Here is a 21,352-nt window from a genome sequence, read left to right as displayed (position 1 = left end):
CTCGTTCAGTGGTTCGGACGCCCTCAAATTATACCCCCTATGGGTATATGGCAATCGTTCTCTCACGAGGCGTCGGGACGGCCGGGCGATCGCCGATGCTGTCGGCCCTCTGGAAACGCGTACATGCCAGAGATCTACGACGGCCGGTAGCATTGAACTGTCCGCAGGCGGAGGGGAGGGTCGCGCGATGCGTGGTCTGGGAGACCTGGAATCCGCGATCATGGACCGCCTGTGGTCGTACCGGAAACCCGCATCGGTCCGGGATGTGCTCGACGACCTCCGCCGTGACCGGGAGATCGCCTACACCACCGTCATGACGGTGATGGACAAGCTGCACACCAAGGGCCTGCTCCGCCGCAAGCAGGTCGGCCGGGCCTACGTCTACGAGACGGTGGCCAGCAAGGAGGCCTACACCGCCGAGCTGATGCGCGCCACGCTGACCTCCGGCGGCAACCGGGCGGCCACGCTGGTGCACTTCCTGGAGCGCCTGACGCCGGAGGAGGCGCAGGCGCTGGAGGCCGCGCTCAGGGTCTACCCGCTCGGGGAGCGTGGATGATCGTCGCCACCGTTCTGGTGCTGTACGCCATCGCCGCCGTGGGCCGGTTGCCCCGGCTGCTCGGCCGCGGCACATGGGCTGAGCGTGCTCCGCGTCTGGCGATCTCCATATGGCTGGCCGCCTGCGTGTCTGCGGTGGCGTCCGTGGCTCTGGCGGCGTTCGCCGCCGCGATCCCGGCCTCCGTGGTGGGGCACGGGCTGGCGGCGTTCTTCGAGGCGTGTGCCGCCCTGCTCTCCGACGGAGACCTCGCCCTCTCCCCGGGTGCCCGCGCCGCTCTGCTCGGGGCCGTCCTGGTCGTGGCCAGGGTGACCCACTGCGGCGCGGCCGTGCTGGTGCGGGCCCGGCGCGAACGGCGCCGGCACGCCGACCTGCTGGCCGTCCTCGGCCGCCATGACGGCGGGCTGGGCGCGGTGGTGCTGGAGCACGACGAGGCCGCGGCCTACTGTCTGCCCGGCCGGCAGGGAAAGACGGTCATCACGACCGCTGCCCTGGAGTCGCTGGCCCCCGAGCAGGTGGCCGCCGTGCTCGCCCACGAGCGGGCCCATCTGCGCGGTCGTCACCACCTCGTGCTGGCCGCCGTCGAGGCGTTCTCCGTCGCCTTCCCCCGTCTGCCGCTGTTCGCCCGCGCCAGAGACGAGGTGGCGCGTCTGGTCGAGCTGCTCGCCGACGATGTGGCGGCCCGTCACCATCCGCGCATCCACCTCGCCGCCGCGCTGGTACGGCTGGCCACCGGCCGGACCCCCGCCTTCATGCTGGGCGCGGGCGGCGAGACGGCGCTCATGCGCGTCAAGCGCATGCTGGCCCCCGCCGTCCCCCTCGGCCGCAGGGAGCGGCTGGCCGGGCTGGCAATGGTGGCCCTGCTGCTTGCGGGGCCCGCGGCCGTCGCGGCGATCCCCGGGGTGAGCTCGCTGCTGGCCCACCACTGCCACACGCTTTCCATCTTCTGACCGGTCGCGCTCACGGCGGGGAAACCCCGGCCGGTCGTTCCTGCGACCGGCCGGGCCGGTGACACCCGGATCGCGTGCCGGACTCGGACGTCACCGGCCATGACACGGCTCAGAGCCGCTCGAGGAGTTTCTCCATCTGCTCGACCTCGGCCTGCTGGGCGGCCTCGATGTTCTTGGCCAGCTGTACGGCCTCGGGGTTGGCGCCCTGCGTCTGCTCGGTCTCGGCCATTTCGATCGCGCCCTTGTGATGGGCGATCATCAGCTCGGCGAACAGGCGGTCGAAGGTCGCCCCCTCGGCCCGCTGGAGCTTGGCCATGTCCTCCTCGGTCATCATGCCCGGCATGCCGTGGCCGCCGTGGCCCCCTCCGGGTGCGGTGGCCTCGCCCCAGGCGGTCAGCCAGCCGGTCATGGTGGCGATCTCCGGGGCCTGGGCGGCCTCGATTTTCGCCGCCAGTCCCTTGACCTCCGGGTCGGCGGCCCGGGTCCCGGCGAGCTCGGCCATCTCCACGGCCTGCTCATGGTGCGGGATCATCATCTGGGCGAAGGCGACGTCGGCGTCGTTGAAGGCGGCCGACGGCTGCGCGCTCGCGGTGGCCGCGGGAGCGCTGCTGCTCGTGGTGCCGTGGGTGGCCGTCGAGTGCTCCTGGTCGCCTGCCGGGCGCTCCTGGCCGCCGCAGGCGGCGAGCAGCCCGAGAGAGGCGACCCCGACCGTGGCGGTCAGGGCGAGCCTGCGGACGATGGATCGGTTGGTGGACATGTCGTCTGGTCTCTTTCCGTTTCGTCGTCATGCGTGTGCCGGCCGTCTGCGGGCGGCAGCCGCCCGCCGGAGAGGTCGGCCTATATGCGCAGCACGGAAAGACGCGCCAGGCGCACAGCGGTCCGCCGGGGCGGAGGCCGGACCACGGAAAGGATGGGCCGGGCGCCGGAGGCCGGGTCTTCGCGGGCCCGCCGTACCCGCGACAGGACGGCGCCCACGACGAGGACAAGCGCGGCGAGTACGGCCAGGCAGACCGAGGTCGGGTCGAAGCCGACCGGCATGCCGTCGAGGGCCGGAGCCCACCGTGTGCCGTCGATCACCGCAGAGGAGTGCCCGTGCGCGCCGCCGTGCCCGGAGGCCGGCGCATGCGCGGCGGAGGTGGTCGTCCCGCTGTGCCCGGAGGCCGGCGCGGGCACGGCGGGGACGGTCATGCCGCCGTGCCCGCGCTCGTGGCTGAGGTGACCGAAGGTATGCATGCCTGCGACGCCCAGGGCCAGCGCGACGAGCAGGATCCAGCGGGCCGTACGCGTGGCGGACCGCCGGACGAAGCCGTCCATCATCCCTCCTCGCGCCTGAGCCGGGTCGCCGACATGACCAGTCTACGACTCATGATCGTAGGTACTCCGGCCTCCCCTGCGGGAACGACCCCTTCCGGTGGTCCCGTGTGCGTCCGCCGGTCCGATGATCCGGCGCTGCCGGCTTCGCGAGATCCGCCCGCTTCTCGCTGTCTCGAGGGCCTGCGTTCAGTGAGCAGGCCATGAGAAGTGTCTACAGCGGCTCGTACGACATGTGCTCCGCGTACCAGGCCACTGTTCGCTGAAGGCCGTCCTTCAGGTCGACGGCGGGCCGCCAGCCGAGCAGGTCGGCCGCGAGAGCGATGTCGGCCGCCTGGGGGATGTCCCCCGGACGGTCGGCGATGACCCCGAATCGGGGACGCAGCGGACTGCCGACGATCTGGAAGAGCAGTTCGACCACCTGTCTGACGGAAGTCTTCGTGCCGGTTCCGATGTCGAGGACACGGCCGATCGTGTCATCGGCCACCGCCGCGGTGAGGAAAGCGTCGACGACATCGTCGACATAGATCCAGTCGGCGAGCTTGGTCCCGCTGGTGAGGCCGGGGGACCGGCCCGCCAACAGCGACAGCGTCACATGGGGGATCACCTTGGAGGCGTCTCGTTGTGCGGGGCCGTACACCATGGTGGGCCGCAGGACGGTCACAGGCGCATCCCACAGCCTGTGAAAGAGCTCCGCGTATCCGGTGGCGGCCCACTTGGCCATCGCATACGGCGACGACGGAGCCGCGTGGCCGTTGCCCGGCCGCGGCTCCTCCGAGGAACCGGTCAGGAGGACCCGGGCACCGGGGATCTCCGTGACCGCGGCGAGCACGTTCACGGTGCTCCCCAGGTTGTTGTGCAGAGTAGGCGCCACGATGCCGGGATCCCTGGCTCCGTTCACCTCGCCGGCCAGGTGGAACACCACTTCGGGCCGGACGGTCTCGACGAGCGCCGCGGTCGCGCCGGCGTCGCAGAGGTCGACCGGATGCCACTTCTCCCCGTACCCGGAGTCGCGAGGGTGGCGGCTGACGGCGTGCACATCGGCTCCGAGCAGGTGCAGTCGTCGTGTCAGGTGGGAGCCGATGAATCCGCCGGCCCCGGTCACCAGCGCTCGCCGCCCAGACCAGAAAGATGTTCCACCTAGCCGCTGTCCCACGTATGGCTCCTTGCTCCGGCGTGGCAGTGTCCCGGGAAGGCAGCCCGCTCGGCCCTCCCATCTGCTATCGAAAATAGTAGAAATACTGGCGACCTGTCGGGCGAGAGGCCGGGAATTGAGGGCTTCTCGCTTTGACTCCTCCCGAGGGAAATGGGGTGGGGTGTGACTGCTGCAGCTCCGGCGGGCCTGGCTCCCTTCCGGGAAAACCTCCGATGGATCATCGTTGACAGCTGTCCGGCACCTCGGTCAGAGCGCAGGAAAGCGTGCTGCCCGGAGACTTCCTCCGGGCGGCACGCTCTCGTGATGACGGCGCCGGCGGGAGCGGCCGGCGGCGAGGACGCTCCCGGGTTCTCGCGGCGGAAGACCGCAGGCCCGCCGCGGTCGCTCTGATCAGACCCGTGCGGCTTCCCGCTGCGCGTCCGTCTCGGCGGTCGCCGGCTTGGAACCGCGCATGAGCAGCAGGGTCAGGACGGCGCCGGCCGCCGCCACGATTCCGGCTCCGACGAAGGCGGCCTGGAAGCCGCCGGTGAGCCGGGGCAGGTCACCGAGCCGGTCGGCGCCCTGCGAGGTGGCCAGCGCGGTCATGGCCGCCAGGCCGAGTGCCGAGCCGACCTGGTAGGTGGTGTTGACGATGCCCGAGGCCAGGCCGCTGTCCTCGGGGCGCGCCCCGGACATGGCCGACATCATGGCCGGGATGTAGGCCAGCGACATGCCGACCGCCGCCACCAGCGAGGCGGGCAGCACGTCGGCGGCGAAGATCCCGTCCGGGCGCGCTAGCGACAGGCCCGCCATCCCGGCCGCGAGCACCAGGAGCCCCAGCACGATGAGCGGCTTGGCGCCGAAGCGGCCGAGCAGCCGGGCGGTGATGCCGATCATGAAGATCATGATGGCGACGGTCATCGGCAGCAGCGCCGCGCCACTCGGGAAGGCCCCGTAGCCGAGGACCTGCTGCAGGTAGAGGTTGAGGAAGTACCACATCGGGATCCACGCCGCCCCCAGCAGCGCCATGGCCAGGTTGGCGGTGGCCAGGCCCGGAGTGCGCCAGATCGCGAGCGGCATCAGCGGTTCGCGGACGGTGCGCTGGATGAGCAGGAAGGCCGCCAGCAGCGCGACGGCTCCGGCCAGCTGCGCGAGCGTGGCGGCCGAGCTCCAGCCCTGCTCGGGGGCGCGCACGATGGCGGACACGGCCAGCGCGATGCCCGCGGTGACCGCTGCGGCACCGAGCAGGTCGATGGAACCGCGCCGGCCTGAGACGGCCGGGAGCAGGGCGGGGACGGCGGCCAGGGTGAGCAGGCCGATCGGGATGTAGATGATGAAGACCCACGGCCAGCTCAGATATTCGGTGATGACGCCGCCGAGGAAGACTCCGGCGGTGCCGCCCGCCGGGGCGGCGGCGCCGTACAGGGCCATGGCCTTGCCCAGCTCACGCCGGTCGTGGCCGAACAGCATCATGAGCAGCGTCATCGAGGCCGGGGCGATGAGCGCGCCGCCGACGCCCTGGATCCCGCGGCCGAGGACCTCGGCCCAGGCGGTGCCCGCCGCCGCGGCGACGACGGATCCGGCGATCAGGACGACCCAGCCGGCGCTGAAGACCTTGCGGGCGCCGAACAGGTCCGACAGCCGCCCGCCGAGCAGCAGCAGGCCGCCGAAGGCGACGACGTAGGCGTTGAACACCCACTGCAGGCCGCCGGGGGTGAAGCCCAGGTCGCGCTGCATGTCGGGTAACGCGACGCCGATGATGGAGGTGTCCATGATGACCATGAACTGCGCGGCGGCCAGCACGATGAGTGCCTGCCACCTGCGAGGACTGACGGCGTTCATGCCGTTCTCCTGGTTTCTCGCCTCCGTGCCGAAAGATGGCAGGATGCGTCGTAGGGGGTTGGGTTGGATGTCGATTCGGACCGGCCCCACGGGTGGGCGTGCATGCCAGTGCACGCCCACCGCCTGTTTTTACGGGGTGCGATCCGCCGGGCGCCGGTGGACCTCTATGAGGTGGCTGCGGAACCGGCCAGGGCGTAGCCGGCCCGCTCCACCGCCGCACGGTGCCTTCGCCGGTCTGCGCCTGCGCCGAGGCGGGGTCCGTGGTGCTGCAGGAAACATGCCGTGCACATGGGTTTTCCTTCCTGTATACCCTCGGGGGGTACCCTCGATCCGCGACGAAAATACCCCCTAGGGGTTTACTTATCAAGTGGAGATTCGAGTCCGGCTCCGCCTCGGCCTGCGCGACGGCGGGCTGCGGATCGGCGGTCGCTCCGTCGGGCGGCGACGACGCGAGGACGGTCAATCCCGCTTTCGCGGTAACGATGAGATCAGCGGGTGACGGATGCGGTGCGCATCGTCTGAACGTCCTGCCCGCTCAGCCCGGCGAGGGCGAGGACCAGGAAGGCCGCGACCGCGCCGAGCCAGCCGACCGAGGAGGTGACGTGCGCGGTGAGCGCGAGCTTGCGCAGGCGCGGCGGCATGGTCCGTGACACGGTCATGGCCGGTGTGCGCCGTGGTCCGTGGCGTGGGGGAGATGCGTCCGGGGGTCGGCGCCGCCGCCCGGCAGATGACGGCCGGGACCGTGATCGCCGCCGCTGGCGAGCATGACGGTGAGGGCCAGCAGGAGCAGGAGCACCGCGATGATGCCGGACACCTTGACCCAGCGGGGTGTCGATCCGCGGCCGGATCCCGCCCTGGCGTCACTCCCTGCGTCGGGGCCCGTATGTGGGTCGGTCACGGGTTTCTCCTTTGCGGCATCCGCTTGGGCTTCCCTCTTCCGGCAGTTTTTCGAGACAAAGTGTCTCTGTCAAGTCATCATGTATCGAATTCGTCGCTTTGTATACTGAGGTGGTGCCGAAGCTGTGGAACGAGACGATCGAGGCGCACCGGCACGCGGTGCGCGAGGCGACGCTGGACACCACCGCGGCACTGGTGGCGCGGCACGGCCTGCGAGCGGTGACGATGTCGCGGATCGCCGAGGAGACCGGGATCGGGCGCGCGACGCTGTACAAATATTTCCCGGATGTGGAGGCGATCCTGATCGCCTGGCACGAGAGGCAGATCGCCGGCCACCTCGACCGGCTCGCCGAACTCCGGGATCGGGCGGGAAGCGCCGGCGAACGGCTCGAAGCCGTGCTCGAGGCCTACGCGTTCATCCAGCACCGCCACCACGGCACCGATGCCGCCGCGCTCCTGCACCAGGGCGAGCATGTCATCCGGGCCCGCCGGCACCTCGGTGACTTCCTCCGGGATCTGCTGGCCGAGGGGGCGCGGGCCGGTGAGCTGCGTGACGACGTCGCGCCCGACGAGCTCGCGATCTACTGCCTGCATGCCCTGGCCGCGGCCGTGGACCTGCCGTCCGAGGACGCGGTCCGCCGGCTCGTCGCGGTCATCCTCGCGGGGATCCGTCCTCCGAGTTGACGGACCGGCTGGGCCGCCGCTCCCGCCGGAGAGCGCGGGGCGGCGAGGTCCACCGCCTGATCCTCAGTCGTAGGCGACTTGACGGCTCGGGCCCAGGGAACTCGACGGCTCAGGCCCAGGGAAGCAGCGCCGTACCCAGGCCCAGGAGCGCGCAGAGGCCGAGGGTGCGCAGCATCGACCACTTCAGCGCGAACGTCATGATCAACGCGGCCGCTGTGATCGCCAGGGCGACCGGGCTGACCGTGCCGGCCTCGGGGAGCTGGACGGTGAAGGGTCCCCAGGTCGAGGTGAAGGCCCGCGCGAACAGGGTGTGTCCGGCGAAGTAGAAGGCCAGGTTGGCGATCACCCCTACGACGGCGGCGGTGATGCCGGTCAGGGCGGCGCTGACGGCGGTGTTGTGGCGCAGCCGCTCCACGTGCGGCGCGCCCAGGAAGATGAACAGGAAGCACGGCACGAAGGTGACCCAAGTGGTCAACAAGGCGCCGAGCAGCGCCCCGGCCCAGGGGTCCAGGGCGCCGGGGGAGCGGTAGGCGCCCAGGAAGGCGACGAACTGCACCACCATGATGAGCGGCCCGGGCGTGGTCTCGGCCAGGGCCAGGCCGCGCACCATCTCGCCGGGGCTCAGCCAGGCGTAGGTCTCCACCGCCCGCTGGGCGACGAAGGCCAGCACCGCGTAGGCGCCGCCGAAGGTGACCAGCGCGGTGCCGGAGAAGAACAGGCCCTGGGTGGTGAAGACGCTGCCGGTCCCGGTGAGTACGGCGACCGCGGCCACCGGCAGCCACCAGGCGACCAGCCCGACGGCCAGGATCTTCCCTGCCGAACGCCAGGACGGCCGGGCGTGGTGCAGGGCGTCGTCGGAGATCAGCGGCGCGGGCCCGTCGTCGCCGCCGCCGTGCCCGCCCCCGGCGGTGAACGCCCGCGGAGCCAGCTTGTGCACGCTCCAGCCGATCAGAGCGGCCGCGGCGATCACGATGGGGAACGGCACGCCGAACAGCGCGAGGGCGGCGAAGGCGGCCACCGCCACGGCGATGAACACCGGGTGGGTCAGCGAGCGCCTGGCCACCCGGATGACGGCCTGGGCGACGATGGCCAGCACCGCCGGGGCGATCCCGGCGAACAGGGCGGCTGCCAGGGTGGTGTCGCGCCAGAGGACGTAGACGGCCGACAGGACCAGCAGGGCGAGCATGCCGGGCAGCACGAACAAGGTCCCCGCGACCAGCCCGCCGCGGGTGCCGTTCAGCAGCCAGCCCACATAGATCGCCAGCTGCTGGGCCTCGGGGCCGGGCAGCAGCATGCAGTACGACAGGGCGTGGTTGAAGCGCCGCTGGCCGATCCAGCGTTTCTCCTCCACCAGGGTGCGCTGCATGACGGCGATCTGTCCGGCCGGGCCGCCGAAGGTCTGCAGGGAGATCAGGAACCAGGCCCGCACAGCCTGGCGGAAGGGGATCACATCGCCCGCGGCCCCAGCGGCCGGCGCAGGGGAGGGTGAGTGCGGCGTGCTCATCGGATGCTCCGGCTCAGGCGGGTGGGCGGCCGAGCAGGAACGCCCGCCGGTGGTACTCGTACAGTCCGTCGAACAGCGGGCCGGTCAGTTCCACGACACGCTCGTCATCACACGTCATCGACAATCCCCGCACGATGACGTCCAGGCCGGGTGCCTCGGGGGCGTCATAGCGTTCGTCGTCCAGGTCGGCCTCGTGCACGATCTCAGCGATCTTCCACAGCACCGGATCGGTCAGCTCATACCGGCGCAAGACGGTCTCGAAGCTGCAGTCGCCGCCGTGGTGGCCCAGCTCCACCCCGCGCATGTCGAAGGGGATGGCGTCGGCCGGCACCCGGGATGGATCGTCGACGAACGCGAACTCGGCATCGGCGTCGATACGGCGGCGGATCAGCCAGGCGCACGCGGCGCGGTCGATGTGCACCCCGGCCCGGGTCGCCCACTTCACGATGCGTCCTGCGCGACGAGGGTCTTCAGGTCGTCGACGGCTCGGCGGGCGGCATCGCGCTCCGCCGGAGGGAAGAAGTCGCGGCGGCCGATCCGCCGCAGCTCGGCCTGGAGCCGTTTGGCGATGCGGGAGCGTTCTCCCGGCCGGGCCCGCATCGCGCTCTGCGCCTGGTCGATGAGCGCGCGATACTCCGCCGCCCGCGCCCGGCGCATGTCCTCGGCGATGACCTGTTCCTGGGCGAGGCTGCCCGGGCTGGCCAGCCACAGCGTGCCGGCCCCGCCCATCTCGCCGATCTCCTGGGCGATCCAGTCCAGCTGCTCGCGGGTACGGGCGTCGGCCGGCAGCGCCACCAGGCCGTCGCCCAGACGGGCCACGCCGAGCCGGTCCAGCTTGCGCCAGATGGTGATGCGCAGCGTGGAGGGCTGGCGCGGGATCCGATACGACAGCAGCACCCACTGGCCGGCCGCGGCGGTCACGATCCCAGCTCCCGCGCCAGGCGCTCGGCGCGCTCGCGCAGCTCGGCGCTGAGGCGCTCGTCGAATCCGGTGTGCCGCAGACGCCATTCCACCGCGCCGGGAACGCTGCCGGGCGGGCAGTCGATCGCCACCACCACGGTGGGATCGGCGACCGCGGACAGCGGGCGGGGCAGCCGGAGGTCCAGCAGTTCCTCCACCGCACTGCCCGTGAGCAGGCGAGGGGCGTGCACGCTCACCTGCTCCTGCGGGTCCAGCCCCGCGGTGGTCGCGTCCCAGTCCGGTGCGGCCGCTCCGGCGAACCAGGCGGCGGCGATCCGGCTCTTGCCCGCGCCGTGCGGGCAGACGAACAGTACGGTGCCACCCATCGCCCCTCCCGGAAACCCTTAGAACGAAACCATGGTTACAGTAACCACGGCTCTGCTTCCGGGCAAGCGGCAGGCGCAGCTGCGATGTCGTCGATCTACGCCCGGATCGTCGGATCCGAACATCGGGCCGCTGTCCGAGCCCGCCCGGGTGCGAGCAGCCGCTAAAGGCGGGCGATGAGCGCATAGCGTTCATCGCCCACCGGGCGGCCCCACAGGTCGGCATCGCCGCTGAGCGACTCGACGCGCAGGTCGGCGACCAGCGGCCGCACGGCCGCGGCCACGTCATCGGCGGTGACGCCGCCGCTCCAGGGCAGCGATCCGGCTCCCGCCACGTAGGGCAGCGGCTCTGTCTGCCCGGTCTCGCCCCACCGGCCCTCGACCAGCACCAGCCGGCCTCCCGGGCGAATCCGGCCGACCCATTCCCGCAGCGCCGCCTGAGGGTCGGGCAGGGTCCACACCACGTGCCGGCACAGCAGCATGTCGAAGCGCTCCGCGCCGGTGGGCGGAGCGGCGGCGTCGCCGACCAGGAAGCGGCCGGTGAGACCGGCGGCGGCCAGCTTGGCCTGAGCGTGCCGGACCATCTGCGGCGCGAGATCGACGCCGGTCACCCGGTGCCCGGCCGCGGCCAGCAGCACGGACAATGAGCCGGTGCCGCAGCCGAGGTCCAGGATGTCCGCCGGGTGAGACGGCGCCCATGCGCGCAACAGGCGCTCCCACGCGGCGCGCGTGCGCTCGGCGCGCAGGCCGTGATCGGGTTCGTCGTCGAATGCCGGTGCCGCGGCGTCCCAGTAATCGGTGATCGCGGAGGTGAGCTCGGTCATGGCGGCGACCCTCTCAGCGGCCACCGACAATTCCGGCTCGCCGCAGGACGCGACCGCGGGCCCTGCGGTGGCCGCTGAGGGAGGCGATCACCGTGGCCGTGCCGGATCCGGCGTGAGGAGTGCGCCCCCGTCGCTTCAGTCGTCGTGGCGTGGGATGCCGGAGACCTCGTGGTCGGCGTGGAAGAGGGCCTCGGAGATGAGGGCGCGCACATGGGCGTCGCGAGCCCGGTACAGCACCCGGCGGCCGTCGCGGCGGGTGTGCACCAGCCCGGCCAGGCGGAGCTTCGCCAGGTGCTGGGAGACCGACGGACGCGTCACCGCCAGGGCCCGCGACAGCGAGGAGACGTCGTATTCGCCGTGGGCCAGCAGCCACATCAGGCGCAGCCGGGTGGCGTCGCCGAGCATGCGGAAAGCCGCCGTGGCCGCCTCCACCTGGGCGCCGGTGGGTTGCTCCTGCAACGGATGCGCACCTGATTCGTTGTCGCGTGCGTACATGACTACATATACTCCGCGAACAGGTCGTCGTCCGCAAGCGAGGAAGCCATGTCCGATCAGCACCCGGTGGAATCCTCACCCGCCCCGAAGCCGTCCGGCCACGGTCATGGGCACGGTCATAGGCATGGGCACGGTCATGGCCACAGTGCGACAGGAGGCAGCCGGTGGCGGGCAGCGCTGGCGCGGGCGGGCCATCTGCTCACCCCGCACAGTCATGACAGCGCCGACAAGACCGACGTGGCGCTGGAGTCCAGCAGCCGCGGCCTGCGGGTGTTGCTGATCTCCTTCGCGATACTGATGGTCACCGCGCTCGTCCAGGCGGTGATCGTGGTCGCCTCCGGGTCGGTGGCGCTGCTGGGCGACACGCTGCACAACGTCGCCGACGCGCTGACCGCCGTGCCGCTGGGCATCGCGTTCTGGGTCGGGCGGCGCGCGGCCACCCGCCGCTTCACCTACGGCTACGGCCGGGCCGAGGACCTGGCCGGGATCGCCATCGTGCTCATCATCGCGGCCTCCGCCGGTCTGGCCGGACACGAGGCGGTCAAGCGGCTGATCGACCCGCAGGACGTGCGGGCGCTGGGCTGGGTGGCGGCGGCGGGACTGGTCGGCTTCCTCGGCAATGAGTGGGTGGCCCGCTACCGGATCACGGTCGGCCGTCAGATCGGCTCGGCCGCCCTGGTGGCCGACGGGCTGCACGCCCGCACCGACGGCTTCACCTCCCTGGCCGTGCTGCTGGGCGCCGGCGGCGCCGCGCTCGGCTTCCCGATCGCCGACCCGATCATCGGCCTGCTGATCACGGTGGCGATCTGCTTCGTGCTGCGGGACGCGGCCCGGGAGATCTACCACCGGCTGATGGACGCCGTCGATCCGGTGCTGGTGGACCGGGCCGAGCAGGTCCTCTCGGCGACGTCCGGGGTACGCCGGGTCGGGTCGGTACGGCTGCGCTGGGTCGGTCACGCGCTGCGGGCCGAGGTCGACATCGTGGTCGATCCGGCGCTGTCGGTGGTGGCGGCGCACACGGTGGCGGTGCAGGCCGAGCACCGGCTGATCCACGAGCTGCCACGGCTGCGGGCGGCCACGGTGCACGCCGACCCCGACGGCCCGGCCGACGCCGACCACCACGCCGTCCTGAGCGACCACCGGTGAAGTGGCCGGCCGTACCCGGGTGGCCGTACGGCCGGCTCAGGGGTGGCTGTCGAGCCACTCCTGGAAGGCGGGTCCGGCGATCTCGGGGTTCGGTGTTCCGGGGGCGGGCGCGCCGGGGTCGCCGGCGAGGTCGACCAGTTCCTCGGCCACGGTGCGGCAGGCCACGAGCTGGGTGGGCAGGCCGGGATGCAGGCGACGTCGCCCTGCCGCCAGTCCAGGAGCCGGCCGACGAACTCGTGGGTGACGGTACGCGTGGAGCACGGCTATGCCACCGGGGTCTACCACGTGCGCAATCCCGAGAAGTTGTCCCGTGTGGGGCGGGAGACCGCCGTGGATCGTGGGCGTGGGCCCTCCGGTGGACGGAGGGATGTCCCCTCATCTGATCGGCAGTCGGCCCCGCGGCGTTTTGACCCGGTTGGGTAGCAGGTGCCTGCCGGAGACCCGCTGCCCAGGCGAGATGTAGACCGTGAGGCGAGGGTTGGAAGCCAGCGGGGTGAGGTCGACGATCTGCGGCAGCTCCATGATCCACAGTGTCTTGAGGCCGGTGAGCCCGGCCAGCGGCGTGAGGTCGGTCAGCTGCTCGCACTGATCGAGGTGCAGTTCCTCCAGCCGCCGCAGGCCCGCGATCGGCCGGAGGTCCTCCACTCCGGTCCCGCACAGGTCGAGGATGCGCAACCGGTGGCAGGCGGCCAGCGGGGAGACGTCGGCCAGATCAGGGTGCTCGGCGAGGATGAGAACCTCCAGCTTCGGGAACCGGGCGGCCACGCCCGCCGCGTCGCCGGTCAGCGGGGAGCCGGTCAGCCCCAGTTGCCGGAGTCGCGGTGCGTGGGGCAGGTGATCCCAGCTGTCCAGGCCGGTGGCGTCGTAGAGGAAGATCCGGGTCAGGGCCCGCAGCTCCGGCAGCGGGGTGTAGTCCCGGATCGGGGCTAGCTCTCTGAGCACGAGCGAGCGGAGTCCGTCCAGCCCGTGGAGGAAGGTCAGATCGGAGTCGAACGAGGCGACCTTCACCGACAGGGAGTTCAGCCGCTCGACCCGCTTCACGTCATGGAGGAGGTCGGGGCAGCCGGCCCGGGGGTCCAGCCCGAGATGCGTCAGGGAGTCGCGGTGCCCCAGGAGCGGGGTCAGCTCCGTCAGGGCGAACTCTTTGACGTTGAGCCGCGGCAGGCCGGTGAGCCGGGTGAGCGCGGCGAACTGCTCGGGAGTCCGTACGACGAGGGCGGGAAGCCTGTCGTGCGGGCGGCGCGTCAGCACCCGTTCGGCGAACGCGTCCGCGTCGTAGCCCTTCCAGACGTAGTTGAGCTCCGCCTGCACGAGCGCGCGCTCGTCCTCGGCGTACGTGGCGAGCCTGAGCAGCGACTGCGGGCTGTTGACCTTCCCGAGCGTCCGCACGACGGCCTTGGCGGTCTTCGCCGGCAGCGTCCTGTCCCAGGGCGGGAGCCGGTCGATCACCGCCGTGCCCGCTTTGGCGAGGATGCCCGCGGCGTGCGTGGTCCGCGGCGGGACCAGCTCGCCCACGATCCGCTCGATCCCCGCCCGGACCTCGGGTGACAGGTCGGAGGCCCACGGCGAGCACATCAGCACGATGCTCTTCACCAGAGTGGCCGACCTGTCTCTTCCGCAGCGGCGGAGCAACCCGTTGAGCAGGACTTCCCGCTCGGCCCTGGGGGCGATCTGCGCGGCCATGAGGATGATCTCCCGCCATCCGTCGAGATGGGCGTTCCGGGAGAGCAGGCTCATGTCGCCGGTCCGGACGATGCCGCGGGCGGCGAAGTACTCCTTCAGGCTGCCGTGCCTGAAACCGAACCGGCCGGAATCCGGCTCGTGCAACAGCCCGCACCGCTGCGTGAGGAAATCGAGGACCTGCTCGGAGCGGGACGTGCCCGGCAGCGCGCGGCTCACCCTGTCCAGCGCCGCGCGCCTGTCGAGGGATGAACGGCCGGTGCTCACGAGACGGTCCGCGAGTTCCTCCAGCGCGCTCTCCAGCAGATCCTCGCTCACCTCTTCCGGCAGCCCGGCCCGCCGGTCCCGGAGAAGGGCACGCGTCATCCTCTCGTAGAGGTCGGCCCGGCAGACCGGAGCCGGACCGCTGTCCAGCCTGGTCAGCTCGCATAGCGTGGTGACCAGGAGCGGGGTGGTGACGAGTTCCGCGAGATGCTCGTCCCGCTCCAGCCATGAAGCGGCCACCGGGGGATCCGCCGATCGCTCCTCATGCCGGTGCCTCAATGGGGCGGCATGCCAGCGCCTTGCCAGGTCGGCGGCCTCCGGCCGGGTCAAGGGCTGCAGATCCGCGGTGACGAAGTCCAGCCCGTCGAGCCATCCCGCCGAAACGGCGTAAGGGCGTGTCGTCACTACGACGCGGGTCAGGAAGCATTCCGCCAGCAGGCCTCGCAGCCAGATGCGCACCTGTTCGTGGTAGGCGGAGGGAACCTCGTCCACGCCGTCGACGAGCAGGATGGACCGGCCGGAGCGGAGCCGGCGGAAGGCCCATCCACGCGGCTGGAAATCGGCGATGCCGGGGACCATCGCCGCGGCGAGCTGCTCGGGAGTGGGTAATTTCCCGGGATCGCAGCTGGACAGTCTCACCAGAAACGGCACCTGCCCGTCCGGCCCGTTGAGGGTGAGCCAGTCCAGCGCGGTGCTCTTGCCGATCCCCGCCTCACCGCGGAGCAGGATTCTGCGGTTGGCGTCGAGCACCTGCCGGAGCGGGAGGCGGGCGCTCTTGGTGGCGGGTTCTTCCAGCGCGGGGATGGTGCCCCTCGGCGCGGCGGGCTGCCGCATGGCGACCGACGGCTGGATGTAGACCGCGCTCAGCCGGATCTCGGGCTCGCTGTTCCGCACCACGTCGTTGTTCTCGACGTACTCGAGATAGCGCTTGGTGAAGTGCGCGTCCTCATCCGCCTCCGGCGCGGCGGGAACGCGGGACAGGATCTCCGTCAGCGCCCTGCCGGAGAACTCGGGCGTCTGCAGGGCCGCCCGGATGCATTCGGCGACGACATGGTGGAGCACGATCTCATAGCCGTGCCGGGACCGGGGATCGAGATCGCCGCCGGCGGGATGTTCCGCCAGGACGGCCGCCGCGAAGCGCTCGGGGTCCGCATCATGCTTGAACACCGCGGGATCCGACAGGTCGGCCTTCTCCAGCGTGTCACACACCTCGGCGACGACGACGCCGCGGTGGTCTCCGAGCCAGCCCGCCAGGTCGGCGACTCTGGCCGTGACGAGCGTCTCGAGCTGGGCTTTGACCGGCCGGTGCCAGAGAAAGTCGCAGAGGTTCAACGTGACGAGGCCGGTCAGGTCTTCGCGGCGGCGTTCGAGGGCCGTCCTGGCCTCGTTGAGCTTGACGCCGAGAGCGGTGAACCCCCTCGCCGCCATGCTTAATCCGGGTCCTTCCACGGACGCTCCTCTCCGAGATCTCTCCTCAAGGTTATACGGTGCAATGAATTTTCATGCAGACTAGGTCCTCGTAATTCACAAGGCGGACGATCCGGGGAAATCACGGTGACCGGGGTGCGTCGCCCGCGGCGCGGTCGAGGGCGTGGCGCAGGGCCGTACCGGAGAAGGCGGGCAGCACCGCGGCCAGGTGGCCGTCCGGCCGGACCAGGTGCACGCTGTCGTCACGGGCGCGCAGCGCGCGGGTCACCACGCCTTCGGCGTCGATGTCGGCCAGGCCGTACACCGCGACGGGCAGCTCGCCGGCGCAGGCCGAGCGGGCCGCCTCGACGCGGTCGGCGCGCGCGGTGAGCACGACGAAGCCGGCGCCGAACAGCCGCCGCAGCCGTGTGGCCCGGCCCGCCACGACCACCGGCCCGTCCGGGCAGACGACCCCGGGCAGCGGCGGGCGCGCCGCGCCCGGCTCGGTCGGCACGGGCCCGCCGGGGGTGGTCAGCGGCGAGTCGGTGTACCAGTACGGCTCGGCCAGCTTGCCGGAGTCGATCTCGGCGCGGGCTGCGGGGTCGGTCAGCGCCCGGGTGAGCGCCGAGCGCCGGGCCCGCCGCCGGGCCTCGTCCTGCGGCACCAGGAAGGCCATCGTGTTCCCGGTGACCCTCAGGTTCTCCAGGGCGGCGGCCCGCCGCTCCGTCGGGTAGCTGTCCAGCAGGCCCTCGCCGCCCAGGGCGAGCTTCCAGGCCAGGTTCTCGGCGTCCTGGATGCCGGAGTTCAGGCCGCGGGCTCCGAAGGGCGCGTACAGGTGCGCGGCGTCCCCGGCCAGGAAGACCCGGCCGTCCCGGAACCGGGAGGCGACGCGTTCGTGGAAGCGGTAGAGCGACCGCCAGACGATCTCGTACGGCCGGTCGCCGGTGATCCGGCGCACCATGGCGTCGATGTCGGCGGCGGCCGGGTCGAACGCGGGCGGCACCTGCCAGTCGATGCGCCAGACGGAGTCCGGGCACGGATGGACCAGCACCTGCCGGCCGGGGTTCCAGGGCGGGTCGAAGTGGAAGCGGCGCTCGTCGGGGAAGGGCAGGTCGGCCTTGATGTCGCAGATGAGGAACAGGTCGTCGAAGGAGCGGCCGGGGAAGCCGATCCCGGCCAGCCGCCGGACGGTGCTGCGCGCGCCGTCCGCGCCGACCAGGTGGGCGCCCCGTACGCGACCCGTCGCGCCGGTGTCCGCCTCGACCCCGTCGCCGTCCTGCCGGTAGCCGGTGACCGCGTGCCCGGAACGGAGCTCGACCAGCGGCTCGGCCCGCACCCCGGCCAGCAGCAGCTCCTCCACCCGGGCCTGGGAGATGTTGACCCACGGAGGGAGGAGGCTCCGGCCCGGGTCGGGGAAGGTGACGGCGAACAGCTCCCGCTCGCGGTAGTAGGTGCGGCCGGTCGTCCAGGTGACGCCCTCGGCCACCATCTGCTCGGCGCAGCCGACCCGGTCGAGGACGTCCAGCACGTCGCGCTGGAAGCAGATCGCCCTCGACCCCTCCGCGTCCCGGTGCGGCCGGGCCTCCAGCACCACGCTCGGCACCCGGTGGCGGGCCAGCAGCAGGGCCAGCGTCAGGCCGACCGGCCCGGCTCCGGCGATCACGACTGGAGCGCGTTCCATACCTCTCGGTCCCTTTCGGCGGTCCAGATCACCGGGCGCTCGACGCCGGACAGCTCATCCCACAGGCGCGCGACGTCGAACGGCAGGCAGTGCTCGAAGATCGGCCAGCGGCCGTAGCGGGGCTCCAGGGCGGCGTGCACCGCCGCGAACGCCTCCTTGAGCGTGCCGCCCGCGGCGCGCACCCGGCCGGTCTCCTCCAGCATGGTTCCCAGGAAGGCGCGGGTCTGCCCGAGGGCGGCCCGCACCGCCTCCCGGCCGTGGGCGACCGCTCCGCGCCCGCCGACGAGCGCCTCGGCCTCCAGCGCGGCCACCCGGTCGAGGGTGGTGGTGGCCCACTCCCGGTGGAAGGCGTCGCCGGTGTAGAGCGCGGCCTGGGACTCGACCAGGTCCCCGGCGAACAGGATCTTGTGCCGGGGCAGCCAGGCGACGAGGTCGCCCTCGGTGTGACCCCGCCCGCAGTGGGCCAGGACCAGCTCGCCGCGGTCCCCGCCCAGGTCGATGGTGAGCCGGTCGGAGAAGGTGACGGTCGGCCAGGTCAGGCCGGGGATCGAGTCAGGCTCCTTGAACAGCCGGGGCATCCGGGCCAGCTCGGACGCCCAGTCCTGCTCGCCGCGCTCGGCGATCAGCTTCCGGGTGTCGTCGTGCGCGATGATCACATCGGCGCCGAAGGCGGAGGCTCCCAGCGTGCGCACCGCGTGGTAGTGCGACAGGACGAGATGGCGGACCGGCTTGCCGGTGTGCTCGCGCAGCCGGTCCAGCCACGCGCGGGCGGCGACCGGGGTGGCGAGGGCCTCGAAGCACACGAGGAAGTCCTCGCCCTCGACCGCGCCGACGTTCGGGTCGCCCTCGGCGGTCAGGGCGTAGACCCCGTCGGCGAGCACCTCCAGGGTCTGCTGCTTGTCGGTCAGGTCGGCGGAGGAGGCGAACGGCTTGGACGTCATGAACGAGCTGTACACCCCGCCGCGTCCCATGGCCAGGATGAACGGCCCCGGCCGCCGGCGCGGGTCGCCTCCGCCCGGATCCGGGGGTGCTGCCTGGGATCCGGGCGGGGGCGAGAAGTGCTCTGGTCGGCTGCCGAACCGTACGGTGACGGTCAGCCGGCGAGCTGGACGGCGATGTCCACGACCTGGCGGTTCCTGGGGAAGGCGCCGATCTGGACGGCCGCGCCGGTCAGGAGGTCGACGGAGTGGAAGCGGTAGCCGTTGCCGACCTTCAGCGTGGCGTAGGCGGTGTTGGAGACGGTGACGCCGTCGCGCAGGGTGCTGAAGACGTCGAACCCGGCGCCGCCGGTCGCGTCCACGCCGAGCTTGCCCGTGGGCGCGAGGTTGCCGGCGTTCGCCGGGGACTGGACCGACACCTGGTCGGCGGTGGTGTCCAGGTCGAACAGCGTGGTCGCGGTGGCGGGGTTGAGGTCGTTGTTGGTGTATCCCGCGCCCGAGACCCCGGTCGCGGTCGCGCCGGTCGTGGCGGGCGGGACCGGCGGGTTGGTGAGGGTTCCGTCGGTCGCCGTCGTCCCCGCGGCGGGCGCGCCCGCCGGGTCGTCGATGTTGTGCCGCAGGTTCTGCCCGGTGTCGCTGATCACCCGGAGGCGGTTGGCGGCGGGGTTGAAGTCGACGCCGAAGTCCGCGCCGTTGAGCGCCACGGTGAGCTGTGAGACCTTCTTGGCCTTCGCGTCACCGCCGACGGTGTAGACGCCGCCCTTGTCGCCCACGGCGTACAGCTTCCGGTCCTGGACGCGGAAGTCGATGCCGACGACCTTGGTATCGCCCGTCAGCCCGGTGATCCTGCCCAGCCGCGAGGTCTGGGCGGGGGCGTCGGCTCTGAAGGTGACCAGGGTGCCGTCGCCGGTCAGGCCGACGACCTTGGGCGCCGCCGAGTGCTGGGCGTACGCGGGGGCCGCGGCTCCCACGCACGCGCAGGCGACCGCGACCGCCAGGGCCAGCTTCTTGCGCATCGTTCGTCTCCTCTGCTCGGGAAGGTGAGTGCTCTTCATTCGCGCGGGTCCGGTGCGCGGATGCTTCGCGAGCAGGGCGCTGGGGATCATCATTGTTGATCTAACGGATAAAAGGCGATATAACCGTTAGAAAATGACGTTCGGCCGCTGCCGGCCGTACGGGACCAGAGGAGCGCACCGGCATGTCCACCGTCCGTCCCCCGCTTCCGCCCTTCACCGCCGAGACCGCCGCGCAGAAGGTCCAGGCCGCCGAGGACGCCTGGAACACCCGCGATCCCGAGCGGGTCGCGCTGGCCTACACCCCCGACTCGGTCTGGCGCAACCGCGACGAGTTCCTGACCGGCCGCGAGGAGATCCGCGCGTTCCTGACCCGCAAGTGGGCCAAGGAACGCGACTACGCCCTGCGCAAGCAGCTGTGGGCCTTCACCGGCGACCGCATCGCGGTCCGCTTCCAGTACGAATGGCACGACGAGAGCGGCCAGTGGTGGCGCAGCCACGGCAACGAGCTGTGGGAGTTCGCCGCCGACGGCCTGATGCGCCGCCGCGAGGCGAGCATCAACGACGTCCCCATCGCCGAGGCCGACCGCTCCGTCTTCGGACCCCGCCGAGACGGCGAGAGGTGAGCGGACGATCCCGTGAGGGTGTCATGACCGGCCGGGAGGTGAGCGGGCGATCCCGCCGGAGGGTGTCATGACCAGCCGGTTCGCATCAGATCGGCAACGGATGAACGGCGCTATGGACAGCGCGCTTCCCGGGCGGGGATTGTTGTCGGCCAACCCCTCAAGCGGTAAGGATCGCCCGTGGATTCCGCTCTGACCAGTGTCTTTCTTCCCGCCGCCCTCGCCGTCATCATGTTCGGGCTCGGCCTGGGGTTGACGGTGGCGGATTTCCGCCGCGTGGTCGTCTACCCCAAGGCCGCCTTCGTCGCCCTGCTCTGCCAGATCGTCGTGCTGCCGCTGATCTGCTTCGGGCTCGTCCTCGCCTTCGGGCTGGCGCCGGGCCTCGCCGTCGGCATGATGCTGCTGGCCGCCTCGCCCGGCGGCACCAGCGCCAACCTCTACAGTCACCTGTTCGGCGGGGACGTCGCGCTCAACGTGACGCTGACCGCGATCAACTCCGTCCTCGCCGTCTTCACCCTGCCGCTGGTGACCAATCTGGCCATCTCCCACTTCGCAGCCGGGAACGGCCAGGTCGGCCTGCAGTTCGACAAGACCGCCCAGGTCTTCCTCATCGTGCTGATCCCCGTCGCGATCGGCATGGCGGTCAGGGCCCGCTTCGCCGCCTTCGCCCGCTGGGCGGAGAAGCCCGTCAAGATCCTGTCCGCGCTGATCCTGCTGGCCGTGATCGTCGGGGCGATCGTCAAGGAGGCGGCGAACCTGGGCGGCTACATCGCCTCGGTCGGCCTGATCACCCTGGCGTTCAGCGTCCTGAGCCTGACCATCGGCTATTGGGCGCCGCGCCTGAGCGGGGTGGAGCCCCGCCAGGCCATCGCCTCCTGCATGGAGATCGGCATCCACAACAGCACCCTGGCCATCACCGTGGCCGTCAGCCTGCTGGGCAGCACCGAGATCGCCATCCCGGCGGCCGTCTACGGCGTGCTGATGTTCTTCACCGCGGCCGCCGCCGGGGTTCTCCTGCGGCGGAGCGCGGCGCGGAGCACCACCGTCCCCGCCTGAGACCCGTCCCCGCCTCAGACCCCGCCTCAGACCTCGTCCCCGCCCGGGACGCCGCGGGCCGGGAGC

22 protein-coding genes are annotated in these 21,352 nt (G+C 71.7%); 6 read left to right on the top strand and 16 right to left on the bottom strand.

Annotation, left to right across the window (positions count from 1 at the left end; all coding sequences use genetic code 11):
* The first annotated feature begins 187 nt into the window (after positions 1-187).
* Both Plo01_RS28120 and Plo01_RS28115 read left to right on the top strand, forming a co-directional pair.
* On the top strand, positions 188-556 hold the full coding sequence (locus Plo01_RS28120; RefSeq protein WP_203893724.1) for a BlaI/MecI/CopY family transcriptional regulator: 369 nt from the start codon (positions 188-190) through the stop codon (positions 554-556).
* On the top strand, positions 553-1,503 hold the full coding sequence (locus Plo01_RS28115) for a M56 family metallopeptidase (RefSeq protein ID WP_203893723.1): 951 nt from the start codon (positions 553-555) through the stop codon (positions 1,501-1,503). Before Plo01_RS28120 ends, Plo01_RS28115 begins: the two co-directional genes overlap by 4 nt.
* Before the next feature lie 109 nt (positions 1,504-1,612).
* Here Plo01_RS28115 and Plo01_RS28110 read toward each other — a convergent pair whose 3' ends face one another.
* From Plo01_RS28110 to Plo01_RS28085, 6 genes are all read right to left on the bottom strand, one after another.
* A complete protein-coding gene (locus Plo01_RS28110) occupies positions 1,613-2,260 on the bottom strand; it encodes a DUF305 domain-containing protein (protein WP_203893722.1) in 648 nt (215 codons plus the stop codon).
* Between the two features lie 80 nt (positions 2,261-2,340).
* Positions 2,341-2,817 (bottom strand): hypothetical protein, encoded by a 477-nt coding sequence (locus tag Plo01_RS28105; protein ID WP_203893721.1) that lies wholly within the window; start codon positions 2,815-2,817, stop codon positions 2,341-2,343.
* A gap of 211 nt (positions 2,818-3,028) precedes the next feature.
* Positions 3,029-3,919, bottom strand: coding sequence for an NAD-dependent epimerase/dehydratase family protein (locus Plo01_RS28100; protein ID WP_203893720.1), 891 nt, complete (start codon positions 3,917-3,919; stop codon positions 3,029-3,031).
* 441 nt (positions 3,920-4,360) lie between these two features.
* The gene (locus Plo01_RS28095) at positions 4,361-5,791 is read right to left on the bottom strand and encodes an MFS transporter (protein WP_203893719.1); all 1,431 of its coding nucleotides are present in this window, start codon (positions 5,789-5,791) and stop codon (positions 4,361-4,363) included.
* Between the two features lie 488 nt (positions 5,792-6,279).
* The gene (locus tag Plo01_RS28090) at positions 6,280-6,450 is read right to left on the bottom strand and encodes a hypothetical protein (RefSeq protein ID WP_203893718.1); all 171 of its coding nucleotides are present in this window, start codon (positions 6,448-6,450) and stop codon (positions 6,280-6,282) included.
* Positions 6,447-6,689, bottom strand: a complete 243-nt coding sequence (locus Plo01_RS28085) for a hypothetical protein (protein ID WP_203893717.1) — start codon at positions 6,687-6,689, stop codon at positions 6,447-6,449. The genes Plo01_RS28090 and Plo01_RS28085 overlap by 4 nt, the downstream gene beginning before the upstream one ends.
* 113 nt (positions 6,690-6,802) lie before the next feature.
* Between Plo01_RS28085 and Plo01_RS28080 the strand changes: the two genes are divergently transcribed.
* Positions 6,803-7,372: a TetR/AcrR family transcriptional regulator gene (locus Plo01_RS28080; RefSeq protein WP_203893716.1), complete on the top strand. Its 570-nt coding sequence runs from the start codon at positions 6,803-6,805 to the stop codon at positions 7,370-7,372.
* Positions 7,373-7,481: 109 nt separating this feature from the next.
* Here the strand turns inward: Plo01_RS28080 and chrA are convergent, their stop codons facing one another.
* The 6 genes from chrA to Plo01_RS28050 form a co-directional block, all read right to left on the bottom strand.
* A complete protein-coding gene (gene chrA / locus Plo01_RS28075) occupies positions 7,482-8,876 on the bottom strand; it encodes a chromate efflux transporter (protein ID WP_203893715.1) in 1,395 nt (464 codons plus the stop codon).
* Positions 8,877-8,889: 13 nt separating this feature from the next.
* Entirely contained in the window at positions 8,890-9,321 is a 432-nt protein-coding gene (locus Plo01_RS28070; RefSeq protein WP_203893714.1) for a chromate resistance protein ChrB domain-containing protein, read from the bottom strand.
* On the bottom strand, positions 9,318-9,797 hold the full coding sequence (locus tag Plo01_RS28065) for a Chromate resistance protein ChrB (RefSeq protein ID WP_203893713.1): 480 nt from the start codon (positions 9,795-9,797) through the stop codon (positions 9,318-9,320). Before Plo01_RS28065 ends, Plo01_RS28070 begins: the two co-directional genes overlap by 4 nt.
* Positions 9,794-10,162: a hypothetical protein gene (locus tag Plo01_RS28060; protein ID WP_203893712.1), complete on the bottom strand. Its 369-nt coding sequence runs from the start codon at positions 10,160-10,162 to the stop codon at positions 9,794-9,796. The genes Plo01_RS28065 and Plo01_RS28060 overlap by 4 nt, the downstream gene beginning before the upstream one ends.
* Before the next feature lie 161 nt (positions 10,163-10,323).
* On the bottom strand, positions 10,324-10,983 hold the full coding sequence (locus Plo01_RS28055) for a class I SAM-dependent methyltransferase (protein ID WP_203893711.1): 660 nt from the start codon (positions 10,981-10,983) through the stop codon (positions 10,324-10,326).
* Between the two features lie 135 nt (positions 10,984-11,118).
* Positions 11,119-11,442 carry an ArsR/SmtB family transcription factor gene (locus tag Plo01_RS28050; RefSeq protein ID WP_239317211.1) on the bottom strand — a complete coding sequence of 108 codons (324 nt, stop codon included), beginning with the start codon at positions 11,440-11,442 and terminating at the stop codon, positions 11,119-11,121.
* A gap of 84 nt (positions 11,443-11,526) precedes the next feature.
* On the opposite strand from Plo01_RS28050, the gene Plo01_RS28045 reads away from it, so the two are divergent.
* Positions 11,527-12,624: a cation diffusion facilitator family transporter gene (locus Plo01_RS28045; protein WP_203893709.1), complete on the top strand. Its 1,098-nt coding sequence runs from the start codon at positions 11,527-11,529 to the stop codon at positions 12,622-12,624.
* 375 nt (positions 12,625-12,999) lie between these two features.
* Here the strand turns inward: Plo01_RS28045 and Plo01_RS28040 are convergent, their stop codons facing one another.
* The 4 genes from Plo01_RS28040 to Plo01_RS28025 all read right to left on the bottom strand — a co-directional run bounded on the left by Plo01_RS28040 (position 13,000) and on the right by Plo01_RS28025 (position 19,610).
* Positions 13,000-15,996, bottom strand: coding sequence for an NACHT domain-containing protein (locus Plo01_RS28040; RefSeq protein ID WP_203893708.1), 2,997 nt, complete (start codon positions 15,994-15,996; stop codon positions 13,000-13,002).
* Positions 15,997-16,117: 121 nt separating this feature from the next.
* A complete protein-coding gene (locus Plo01_RS28035; RefSeq protein ID WP_203893707.1) occupies positions 16,118-17,656 on the bottom strand; it encodes an FAD-dependent monooxygenase in 1,539 nt (512 codons plus the stop codon).
* On the bottom strand, positions 17,635-18,597 hold the full coding sequence (locus Plo01_RS28030; RefSeq protein ID WP_203893706.1) for an MBL fold metallo-hydrolase: 963 nt from the start codon (positions 18,595-18,597) through the stop codon (positions 17,635-17,637). The genes Plo01_RS28035 and Plo01_RS28030 overlap by 22 nt, the downstream gene beginning before the upstream one ends.
* 152 nt (positions 18,598-18,749) lie before the next feature.
* Positions 18,750-19,610 (bottom strand): DUF4394 domain-containing protein, encoded by an 861-nt coding sequence (locus Plo01_RS28025; RefSeq protein ID WP_203893705.1) that lies wholly within the window; start codon positions 19,608-19,610, stop codon positions 18,750-18,752.
* A 182-nt stretch (positions 19,611-19,792) separates the two neighbouring features.
* Between Plo01_RS28025 and Plo01_RS28020 the strand changes: the two genes are divergently transcribed.
* Together Plo01_RS28020 and Plo01_RS28015 are read left to right on the top strand one after the other, a co-directional pair.
* Positions 19,793-20,233: a nuclear transport factor 2 family protein gene (locus Plo01_RS28020; RefSeq protein WP_203893704.1), complete on the top strand. Its 441-nt coding sequence runs from the start codon at positions 19,793-19,795 to the stop codon at positions 20,231-20,233.
* A 177-nt stretch (positions 20,234-20,410) separates the two neighbouring features.
* Positions 20,411-21,286, top strand: coding sequence for a bile acid:sodium symporter family protein (locus Plo01_RS28015; protein ID WP_203893703.1), 876 nt, complete (start codon positions 20,411-20,413; stop codon positions 21,284-21,286).
* Positions 21,287-21,352: the final 66 nt, after the last annotated feature.

Origin of the sequence: Planobispora longispora (genome assembly GCF_016863135.1) — a bacterium.
Lineage (GTDB): Bacteria > Actinomycetota > Actinomycetes > Streptosporangiales > Streptosporangiaceae > Planobispora > Planobispora longispora.
Note: the sequence above shows the minus strand (reverse complement) of the source record. Positions and strands in the feature narration are given on the sequence as shown.